Here is an 11,416-nt window from a genome sequence, read left to right on the forward strand (position 1 = left end):
CGTATTACTTCTATATATGATGGATTTCCATTAGTATAATCAGCAAACATTAGCCTTCCTGTTCTATTATCCTCTCTATATGCTTCCTTTGCTATAATTGGTCCTACTATATGGGATGCTGTAATTTTTTGAAATGAAAAAATATTTATTTTATTTAAAATTGTTGTTAAACTATACTCTCCTATCACACTTTCAAAAGTATCTGGTGTAGGATTTTTGTATTCTCTTTCTTCTTTTTCTGGTTCTTTTTTATTTTCATCTTTTGGAGCTTCTTCTGATTTATTTTTATTTTCTTCCTCTAAGCCTTCTTCGACATTATTTTCTTCTGTAATTACACTATCCTTATTTTCTTCTGTTTCTATATCACTATTTTCATTCAAACTATTATCATCACTTGTCTCATCATCTGTCCCATTCTTTTCTTCACTGTCAGTACTAATAATACAATCTTTATTATGCTCATGCTCTTCAGTGTATATACTATTATTTTTCTCTTCTATTGGCTTAGCTATTGCACTTACGAAAGAAGAACATATAACAAAAAATAGAAAGCATGTTAAAAAAACTCTAAACTTCCTCTTCTTCACCACATTTCCCCCACTAAAATTTCATTTTAATATGGTATCAATTTATTTTAAATTGCACATCTATCTATATGTACACTTCGCTATAAACATTCTTTCTCTTCTTTTTTTATTATCTTCAGTTTAAAATAATTAATATAAATTTAACATTAAGTTAATATTTTGTAAATACACTATTAATATATTTTTTTATTTTCATTAAAAATCCTTTAAAATTATATCTTTCATAAAATTATGTTAAAAAATAAATTTATTTATCAATCTTCATTAACTACAGATAAATACTTATTAAGTAAAAAATGAATTCATAAAATATAAGAAAAAGATGACTCCTATTAAATAAGAAATCATCTTCTTTGTTCTTAATCTTTTTATAGTGCTTCTTTTTTTTAATCAAGTTTTTATCACTTCAAACTATCTATATATCTCTCTAATCCATTTCTTCCTTCTAAATCCCATTTAAAGACACCGCAATCTTCAAGTACTCTTATGAATACTTTACCTATCTCAGCCTTTATTATTTCATCAATATTTTCATTTGTAATATTATTTTTCTCTTCTATTTCTTTTATCCAGTCTAAATGAATTTTTATTTTGTCACTTTCATTTTCTTTTTCTAATATATATTTTTTTATTATTTCTATTTCTTCTTTTAATCTGTCTGGTAAAACAGCTAATCCTAGAACTTCTATTAATCCTATATTTTCTTTTTTTATATGATGAAGTTCTTTATGTGGATGAAAGATTCCATCTGGATGTTCTTCATTAGTTCTATTATTTCTTAAGACTAAGTCTAATTCAAAAATTCCTTCTTTATTTCTTGCTATTGGTGTAATTGTGTTATGAGGTGTTTCTCCTGTGAATGCATGTATTCCGATTTTTTCATCTGAATATGTTTTCCAATGCTCTAATATTTTTTCTGCTAACTCTCCTAGCTTTATTCTATTTTTTGATTTTACTCTTACTACTGATAACGGCCATTTTATTATAGATAACTCTACATCATCGTATCCTTTAATTTTAAATGTTTTCACTGTTTCTGCCTTATCCATAGCAAACTCATATCTTCCACCTTGATAATGGTCATGGGATAAAATTGAGCCACCTACTATAGGTAAATCTGCATTTGATCCAACAAAGTAATGTGGAAACTTCTCTACAAACTCCAAGCTTCTATCAAAGGTGTTTTTACTTATTACCATTGGAGTATGCTCACTTGCGAAAACTATACAATGTTCATTATAGTATGAGTATGGTGAATATTGTATATTCCATTCCTCTTCTTTTAGCTCTACTGGAATTACTCTTAAATTTTGCCTTGCTGGATGATTAAGTCTTCCCGCGTAGCCTACATTTTCTTTACATAGTAAGCATTTTGGATATGATGATGATTTTACATTTTTTAATGCTGCTATTGCTTTTGGATCTTTTTCTGGTTTTGATAAATTTATTGTTATATCTAAAACTCCATATTCAGTTTCACTTTTCCATGTAATGTTTTTTGCTATCCTATCTGTTCTTATATAATCACAGTTTTTACTTAAATTATAAAAATAGTCTGTTGCTTCTTTCTTATCTTTTTCATATTTAATCTTAAATTTTTCTATTACTTCTGAAGGCCTTGGCATTAAAATACCCATTATTTTAGTATCTAATAAATCTCTATACACTGATGTATTATGCTCTAAAATTCCTGTCTCAAAAGCATAGTTTAGTAAGTTATCTAATATTTCTGTTGGTGAATTTAGATTTTCATCTTCTATTTCTACTTTACTATAATCATCTAATTTAAATACAGATATTATTGAATTTCTTATATATATTTCATCTTCTTTTTTAAATAGATTTTTCTTTAAACCATATTGTATTAGTCTTTCAATTTCTCTATAGATATTCATAAAACTATCTCCTTAAATTTCTACTGTTCCACTTCCTATATTTGCTACATAAAAATCTGCCTCATATCCTATTTTTTCTTTATATTTTTCTCCTACAAAGCTTATAAAATCATCTTTTTTATCTTTTTTCACTATAAATACTGCACAGCCTCCAAAGCCTGCACCTGTCATTCTTGCACCTACTGTTCCTTCAAATTCCCATGCAAGTTCTACTATTGTATCAAGCTCTAATCCTGTAACTTCATAGTCATCTCTTAATGATAAATGAGATTTATTCATAAGAATTCCAAACTCTTTTAAGTTTCCTTTTTCTAATTCTTTTATTGCTTTTAATGTTCTTCTATTTTCATAAACAGCATGCCTAGCTCTCTTTATTCTTACTTCGTCTTTTATAAGATTTTTATATTCTTCAAATCTTTCTTCTGTTAAATCCCCTAGTGATGTAATTTCTAACTCTGCTTGTAACTCTTCTAATGCCTTCTCACATTCACTTCTTCTTTCATTATATTTAGAATCTCCAAGACCTCTTCTTTTATTTGTGTTTCCAATTATTATTACTTCATCTTTTAAATCTATTTCACTATATTTATATTCTAATGTATTGCAATCTAGTAGTATTGCTGATTTTTCTTTTCCCATTCCAATTGCAAACTGATCCATTATTCCACAGTTAACACCTATGAATTTATTTTCTGCTTCCTGGCAGTATTTCACAAGTTCCACTCTATCAATGTTAAATTTATATATTTCATCCATCATAACTGCCATTAAAAGTTCTAATGATGCTGATGACGAAAGTCCTGCTCCATTTGGTATGTTTCCATACACTACCATTTCAAATCCTTTTTCAATCTTATGCCCATATTTCCCTAAAACGTCTAGAACACCTTTAGGATAATTTGCCCAATCATGTTCTTTTTCATTTTTTAGATTATCTATATTAAATTCTATTACCCCAAGTTCTTTAAAGTTATCTGAATACATTTTTACGATTTTATCTTCTCTAAGTTTTATAACTCCATATGTTCCAAAGCTTAATGCACAAGGAAAAACATTTCCTCCATTATAGTCTGTATGTTCACCTATTAAATTTACTCTTCCTGGTGAAAAGAACACTCTTACCTCTTCTTTATTTCCATAAACTTTTTCAAACATGTCTATTAATCTATTTCTCATTTTTCTATTCTCCCCTTTTTCTTTATTATATATTTAAGAAAACATCAGCCTTAAAACTGATGTTTTCAATTTACTTTTAAAGATTATAATTCTTCTCTTCCTACTGATACTTCAGATATTTCTTTGTTGTTAAAGATATTGAATCTAAATCCTAGATTAAATTCTTCAAATTTGCATCTATATTTTTCTAATTGCCATTGTCCACAAGAGTTTGTCCCAACTCCATTTTGCTTGTAGTCAATGTTAAATACTATATAATCTCTCTTTACTAAATCAACTGTGTGTTTTGCATATTCTAAATCTGTATCTTCATAATATGATGCACTAAAGTCAAACTTCTCATCAGCTACTGCCATTAATGATATTCCTCTATCATTTCTCATACTCACCCATGAACAGTCACTTCTATTTCCATTTTCTTGTGGTTTAACGTAGTTAGTAAATAATCCATCTACATTATTATCAAATACACCAAAACTATTTGCTTCTTTTGTATCTGCATAAGACTCTCCTGGTCCTCTTCCTTTATATTTAACTAAGTTTAAGTCTTCATTTAATTTCATTTGAAGTCCTATTCTTGGTAACATTTCTGGTGCCATGTCTATTTTTCCTGATGGTATTCCACTTACATTTACTTTAATGTCTCCACTTCCATAAACAACATACTCATAAGTTGACTTAAAGTGCCATGCTGAGTTTGTAGTTCCATTTATAGTATTTACTTTGAATGTTAAAGTGTTTTCTTCAATTTTATAATCAATGTTTTGAACTACTTCGTGTGCAAGATGCATAAAGTATTTCTTTTTGTAATCTTCAACTACATACATATCATTATCAATTGGAGCTCTCCAGAAGTTTAATCTTGGTCCATCTTTTACTAAGTTGTAGTTATCTTTATTTATTTCTAAGATATATCCTCTAACTAAGTCAAATACTACCTCAAACTCTTCTCCTCTTGCGATTAATTTGTGATTTTCTTTAACAACTTCTAAGTTTCCTCTTGTATCTACTTTTAACTTTTCAGTTTTTATTGGTAATTCAAATTGTGCTGTTGCAAGTTCGTGTCCTGCTTTTGCCCATGAACATTCTTCTCTTAATACATATGAGATATTTAGGTAGTAGCTTGCACCTGCTTCTTTATAGAAATCTAAGCTATATGGAAGTGTTATTTCTTTTTCTCCTCTTCCTTCTATACTTGGCATTTCGATTCTTCCTGATTGTAGAACTTTATCATCTTCTACTATTGTGTACACTAAATCTAATGTATTTAAGTTTTTAAAGTCATATCTATTTATAACTTTTATTATTCCTTTTTCTAAATCTACTGCACTTGTTTCAGCTGGTTCTATAACTTTTTTGTATTCTAAAAGTCCTGGTGATACTGTTCTATCTGGCATTATAAGTCCATCAATACAGAAGTTTATATTACTTGGATCATCTCCAAAGTCTCCACCATACTTATAGAATGTTTCACCTTTATCACTAACTGATTCTATTCCATGATCAAACCATTCCCAAATAAATCCACCTTGTAATTTATCATATTCATAGAAAAGATTTTGATATTCTCTTAAGTTTCCTGGTCCATTCCCCATAGCATGGCAGTACTCACATAAGATGTGTGGTTTTTTAATATTTTCTATAACTTCTTTCATTAATAATTTGCTATCATGCTCAAGCCATGTGTACATTGTGCTATATACTTCTGAAACTGGTCCTTCTTCTTCTTTTCTATCAAAGTCTCCTTCGTAGTGTAGGATTCTTGTATCATCTAATTCTTTCATTCTTTTTGCCATTGCTTTAAAGTTACATCCAAATGATGATTCATTTCCAAGAGACCACATTATTATACAAGGATGATTTTTATCTCTTTCTATCATTCTTTCCATTCTGCTAACATGTGCTTTTTCCCACTCTGGATCATCACTTATCCATGCATAGTTTCCTGTTAATTCAAATCCGTGACATTCTAAATCTGTTTCATCTATTACATACATTCCAAATTCATCACATAACTCATAAATATAGCTTGAGTTTGGATAGTGAGCTGTTCTTATTGCATTTATATTATGCTGCTTCATTAAAACGATATCGCTTATTATTTCTTCTCTAGCTACAACTCTTCCGTTTCTTGGATTATAGTCATGTCTGTTAACCCCTTTAAATTTTATAGCTACTCCGTTTACTGTGAATACTTCACCTTTTAATTCTATTTTTCTAAATCCAACTTTTTGTGGAATAACTTGTACAACTTCTTCCCCTTTTAATACAGTTACTAGTAATGTATATAAATTTGGTTCTTCTGCTGTCCACTTTAATGGATTTTCTATATCTTTTTTAAATTCAATTCCATCTTTAACTTCTACATTTTCTTCAAATACTACTTCTTTATTGCTATTTAAAAGTTCATACTTAACATTTGTTATATCATTTCCTCTAACTTTTAAATTTATATCTAATCTTCCATTTTTATAACTTTCGTCTAAGTCAGTTACTATTTTAATATCTTCTATTCCTGATACTGGCTCTGTGTATAATTCTACATCTCTAAAGATTCCACTTAACCACCACATATCTTGATCTTCTAAATAAGTTCCATCACTCCATTGATATACTCTAACTGTACATTCATTTTCACCTTCACGTACAAATTCTGTTATATCAAACTCTGCTTGTATTCTTGCTCCCTTGCTGTATCCAACTTCTTCTCCATTTATCCATACATTGTAAGCTGAATCTACACCATTGAATTTTAAGATTATTCTTTCTGATAATAATGATTTATCAATATTAAAAGTTCTTTTATATATTCCTGTTGGATTTTCTGTTGGTACGTATGGTGGATTTATAGGGAAGTTGTACCATAAATCTGAGTAATGCATTTTCCCATATCCTTGTAATTGCCAGTTTCCTGGAACTACTATATCATTCCACTCTTCTATTCCTACACCTTCTTTATAGAAGTTTTCTGGTGAATATTCTGGTGCATCTAAAAATAAGAACTTCCAGTTTCCATTTAAGTTTTTAAAATTGTGTGTGTATTTTCTTTCTCCTCTTAATGCTTTTTCTTTTGACTCAAAACTTAAAAAATGTGCTCTTGCATCTAATCTATTTATTCCATCAATATTAATATTTTCCCATAATTTCATTTTTCAAAATCCCCTTTTTTTTAAATTTTAATTTTTCTATATTTTAACTTTTTCTGATTTATTTCTACCATGTAGCTCATTAGCTACTGCTTTTCCAACTTTTTTCTCATATCTCATCCAACAAATTTGTGCAAACCCTAAGAATACTACTAATCCAAGTACATTATAGATAAGAATGAACCATGGATTTGTTGCTCCTTCTGCAAGTGTTCCATTAATGTATGCAATTAAATCTGCTGGTGCTGGTACTGATGATATTACAAATACAAATATGAATAAGAAAAGTAACATATATCCTATTATTATTCCAAATGTTCTTGATCCAACTTTAAAGCTTCTTTGTAAGTTGTCTTTATTTTTTCTTAAAACTATATATCCTACTAAGAAGAATAATACTGGTATTAATGATGTTGATGCTGTCATGTTAATAAGCATTTCAAGTAAGCTATCAACTGAACCTATTCCAAGTGCTGGAATTATTAATAATACTGTAACTATAACTGCTTGAAGATATAATGCATTTACTGGATTTCCTGTATTATCAGTTTTAGCAACCCATTTTCCAAATATCCCTTCTGGTATTTCTGAGAATAAAACTTTAACTGGTGCTGCTGTCCATAATACTAATGATCCTAAACTTGCAAGCATCATAATAAATCCAACAAAGTTTGTAATTATATTTCCTATTCCATAATGTGAACCTAAGATTGTAAATGAATCAAATAATCCATTTGAAAAGTTTCCATGAAGCACTTCTTCTGGTACTATTAATCCTACTGATACTGCACCTAAAGCATATATTCCACCAACTAAAGCTGTTGCTATAAGCATTGTTCTAACAAATGTCTTATTTCCACCTTTAACGTCTTTTATATATACTCCTATACTTTCAGCACCTCCAACTGCTTGAAGTATCCATGCTAAAACCATGAAGTATGTCCAGTTAAACTTTGGCATTATAGTATCCATTGTAAACTCTTGTGCTGGTGCTTTTCCTAAGAAAAATATTACTCCAAAAGATAGAACTATAAATCCTATTCCAAGAACCATTCTTGCAGCCCCTGAAAGACTTGTTATTTTTGATATCCAACTTACTCCTTTTGTTGAAAGGTAAGTTACTATCCAAAATAAAACAATTGATATAACTGATATTAATACTGTTTTCCCTTCAAATACATTTCTACCTAAGAAAGTAAATGATGCATAAATTAATGTTTTTGGTAGTAACGATGTAAAAAAGAATAAATTTACAAAGAAATATGACCATGCTCCTAAGAATGCCCATTTAGGTCCTAGTGAAGTCTTAATCCAACTATTTATTCCTGATTCTGATTCTTCATTTGCTGATGCAAATTCCCCAATCATAAGTGCAAATGGGAAAAAGTAAAAGATTGTTCCAAAGATATAAGATGGTATTGTAGCTAGTCCAATATTTACACTACTATCAATTATGTTTCCAAATGAAAACACTGCAGTAAATGTCATAAGCATAAGTGCCCCTGATGTTAACGTTCTTCTATTATCATTCATTCAATAAAATCCTCCCTTAAATTCCATTTTTGTTAACGTTTTCCTTGAATATATAGTAACATTTTTTCCCATTTTATTTCAATGTATAATTGTTTTCATATTTTGTATTATTGTTTCTTTTATTTATTTAAACTTTTATTTGACTTATTTTCTAAATTAAGGTATTTTAAGAACGAACATTATATTTTATTTTTAGGAGGATATAGATGAGTTTAGAAGTTGGTATTTTTTCAACAGATAAAAAGATTAGTAATGAATTATATATATATGAATGTGGTTTTGAGCATTGTAAACCACGTGAACCATATGAATATGAACCTATTGATTATTATTTAATCCACTATATATTAGATGGTGAAGGATTATTTTTTATTGATAATAAAGTATATCACCTAAAAAAAGGTGATGGATTTTTCATTCCACCTAATACTAAAAATAATTATTATCCTATTACTGAAAATCCGTGGACCTATCGTTGGATTGGTGTAAACGGTTCAAGAGCAAAAGAAATTTTAGATAAATGTAACTTCAATGGAAATTACACTTTTAATTATGTTAAAGATGATTTAGTTGATTTCCATTTTAAATCAATTTATGAAAATTCCATAATAAATAAACCATTTAATGCAATTGGTCATTTTTATCAGCTCGTTTCTCTTTTAATAGATGAGTGTTCTCAGTCTGATGATGTAGATTCTTCTAAAAATAAATCTTATATTGATGATAGTCTTATATTTATTGAAAAAAATTATGATAAAAGTATAACTGTCTCTGATATTGCTAACCATTTAAATATTGATAGGAGTTATTTTTTTAAGATTTTTAAACTTTCATTAATGATATCTCCACAGCAATTTTTAATAGATTTTAAATTAAATAAAGCTTGTGATTTGCTTAGAAAAAGTAACTACTCTATAAGTGAGATTAGTGAACTCCTTGGATTTTCATCTCAATCTTATTTCTCTAAGTTGTTTAAAAAGAATTTAGGAATAACACCTGTTCAATATAGAAATAAATTTATACATTCATCTTAGCATGAACCACTCTCCATTTAGCTATGCTTGAAGTGGAAGAACTCTCTAAGATTAAGTAAAAATTAAAACCCAAGTAGAATTAAGTTCAATTCTACTTGGGTTATTTTGTTAGACTTTTATCTTAAATTCACTACTAAATTTTTAATATAGTCCCTCTATCTACTATTTTCATTTAAACTTATTTAAATCTTTTACTATCTAAACGCTAACCGTTTCATTCTCAATATTTTTATTATTTATTTCTTCCATTAGATTTTTTAATCCTTCACATTGCCATTTCCAGAAGTCTTCACACATATGGTCTAATCCAAGCTGAGCTTTCCACTTTAAATCTTCTTTTGCAAGAGTTGGATCTGCATAACATGTCCCTATATCTCCTGCTCTTCTTTTTAGGATGTTGTATCTTATTTCTCTATTTGATGCTTTTGAAAATGCATTTACTATGTCTAGTACTGAATATCCTACACCTGTTCCTAAGTTATATATCTTAAGACCACAGTTTTCATTTATTTTATCTATAGCTTTAACATGTCCTTTTGCTAAATCTACTACGTGAATATAGTCTCTAACTCCAGTTCCATCTTTTGTATCATAATCATCTCCAAATACTCCAAGTGCTTCAAGCTCTCCAAAGGCAACCTTTGAAACATATGGCATTAAGTTATTTGGAACACCATTTGGCATTTCTCCTATAAGTCCACTTTTATGTGCACCTACTGGATTAAAGTATCTTAATAATACTATATTCCAAGATGAATCACTCTTTTGAACATCCATAAGAATATCTTCCATCATACTCTTAGTTTTTCCATATGGATTAGTTGCAGGAAGTCTTTCTGTACTTTCCTTAATAGGCATTTCCTTAGCTTCTCCATAAACAGTTGCAGATGAACTAAAAATAATATTCTTTACGTTAAACTTTCTCATTACTGTAAGTAAATTAAGTGTACCATTAATGTTATTGTTATAATACTCTAAAGGCTTTTCAACTGACTCACCAACAGCCTTAAGTGCTGCAAAATGAATAACTGAATGGATATCTTCCTTCTCAAAAACTTCCTCAAGTAAAGCCTTATCTAAAATATCTCCCTCATAAAACTTAGGCATAATTCCTGTAATCTCTTTAATCTTAAGAGAAATTCTCTTATCACTATTACATAAATTATCTAAAATAATAACATTGAACCCCTTCTCTAAAAGTTCAACAGTTGTATGGCTTCCAATGTATCCCATTCCACCAGTAACTAAAATATTCTTCATAAAACCCTCCATAAAACCCTTTTTCACCATAATTATATCATACTTGTTCATATTTTTAACTTTATGGACATATTTTGTTTTGTAAAAAATAGAGAAGTATTACTCTTCTCTATTACTTCTCATTCTATGCATAAACTCTAATTCCTCTAACTTTTTAAATTCACAACATACTTTAATTAAATATTATAAGTATTCTTTATCTATTTCAATCTTTATTATTCATAAAAGTATACACTTTTTAGTCCACACTTTTAGAATCTATTTTTATTAGTTATCAAATTTTCTTCTTATTAAAAATCCACTTGCAAATAACTCTAAATATTATTGTTCCTATAGCTCCTATTTCTCAATATATTTATTATTAAGCTATTATGTAGTTTATAACCCCTTATAATATCATTTTAATTACTTTTTTTGCATTATTATTTTATCATGTAAATAACTTTTTTTGGTTTTTTTATCCTTTTATTTAAGTTTGTTAATTATTACTCCAACTAAACTTACTAAACCTACTGTTAAAAGTCCTAAATTACTACTATCTCCTGTATCTGGTTTTGGAAATAATGGCTTTTTATCTGGTTTCTCTGGTTTAATTTCTTCTACTTTTTCTTCAACTACTACTGTGAATACTTTAGATGCTTCTAATTTATCTTTATCTGAAACTTTAGCTGTTACAGCATAAATTCCTGACTTAGATGTATCTACTGTTCCTTCATATTCAACTTTGTTTGTTAAATCTCCATCTTCTTTATCTACTGCTTTTACCTCTAACATTGAATTATTAA

The 11,416-nt window shown here is 28.4% G+C and carries 8 protein-coding genes; 1 reads left to right on the forward strand and 7 read right to left on the reverse strand.

From position 1 onward, the window contains the following. The 5 genes from ACRDDY_RS14975 to ACRDDY_RS14995 all read right to left on the reverse strand — a co-directional run. The coding region (locus tag ACRDDY_RS14975; protein ID WP_438565743.1) for a hypothetical protein at positions 1–587 on the reverse strand (587 nt) is incomplete at its 3' end. A 401-nt stretch (positions 588–988) separates the two neighbouring features. Then, entirely contained in the window at positions 989–2,482 is a 1,494-nt protein-coding gene (galT, locus tag ACRDDY_RS14980; protein ID WP_438565744.1) for a UDP-glucose--hexose-1-phosphate uridylyltransferase, read from the reverse strand. A 12-nt stretch (positions 2,483–2,494) separates the two neighbouring features. After that, positions 2,495–3,658: a galactokinase gene (locus ACRDDY_RS14985; RefSeq protein ID WP_438565745.1), complete on the reverse strand. Its 1,164-nt coding sequence runs from the start codon at positions 3,656–3,658 to the stop codon at positions 2,495–2,497. 83 nt (positions 3,659–3,741) lie between these two features. Beyond that, positions 3,742–6,807: a beta-galactosidase subunit alpha gene (ebgA, locus tag ACRDDY_RS14990; protein ID WP_438565746.1), complete on the reverse strand. Its 3,066-nt coding sequence runs from the start codon at positions 6,805–6,807 to the stop codon at positions 3,742–3,744. Positions 6,808–6,843: 36 nt separating this feature from the next. Then, the gene (locus ACRDDY_RS14995; RefSeq protein WP_438565747.1) at positions 6,844–8,337 is read right to left on the reverse strand and encodes an amino acid permease; all 1,494 of its coding nucleotides are present in this window, start codon (positions 8,335–8,337) and stop codon (positions 6,844–6,846) included. Positions 8,338–8,543: 206 nt separating this feature from the next. Between ACRDDY_RS14995 and ACRDDY_RS15000 the strand changes: the two genes are divergently transcribed. Further along, complete coding sequence (locus tag ACRDDY_RS15000) at positions 8,544–9,371, forward strand: AraC family transcriptional regulator (protein ID WP_438565748.1); 828 nt, start codon at positions 8,544–8,546, stop codon at positions 9,369–9,371. Between the two features lie 198 nt (positions 9,372–9,569). Here ACRDDY_RS15000 and galE read toward each other — a convergent pair whose 3' ends face one another. Together galE and ACRDDY_RS15010 are read right to left on the reverse strand one after the other, a co-directional pair. Continuing rightward, positions 9,570–10,631 (reverse strand): UDP-glucose 4-epimerase GalE, encoded by a 1,062-nt coding sequence (galE, locus tag ACRDDY_RS15005; RefSeq protein WP_438565749.1) that lies wholly within the window; start codon positions 10,629–10,631, stop codon positions 9,570–9,572. Positions 10,632–11,096: 465 nt separating this feature from the next. Continuing rightward, positions 11,097–11,416, reverse strand: a 320-nt coding sequence (locus tag ACRDDY_RS15010; RefSeq protein ID WP_438565750.1) for an immunoglobulin-like domain-containing protein, incomplete at its 5' end; no start/stop codon positions are given.

Source organism: Clostridium sp., assembly GCF_051656525.1.
In the GTDB taxonomy this organism is placed as follows: domain Bacteria; phylum Bacillota; class Clostridia; order Clostridiales; family Clostridiaceae; genus Clostridium.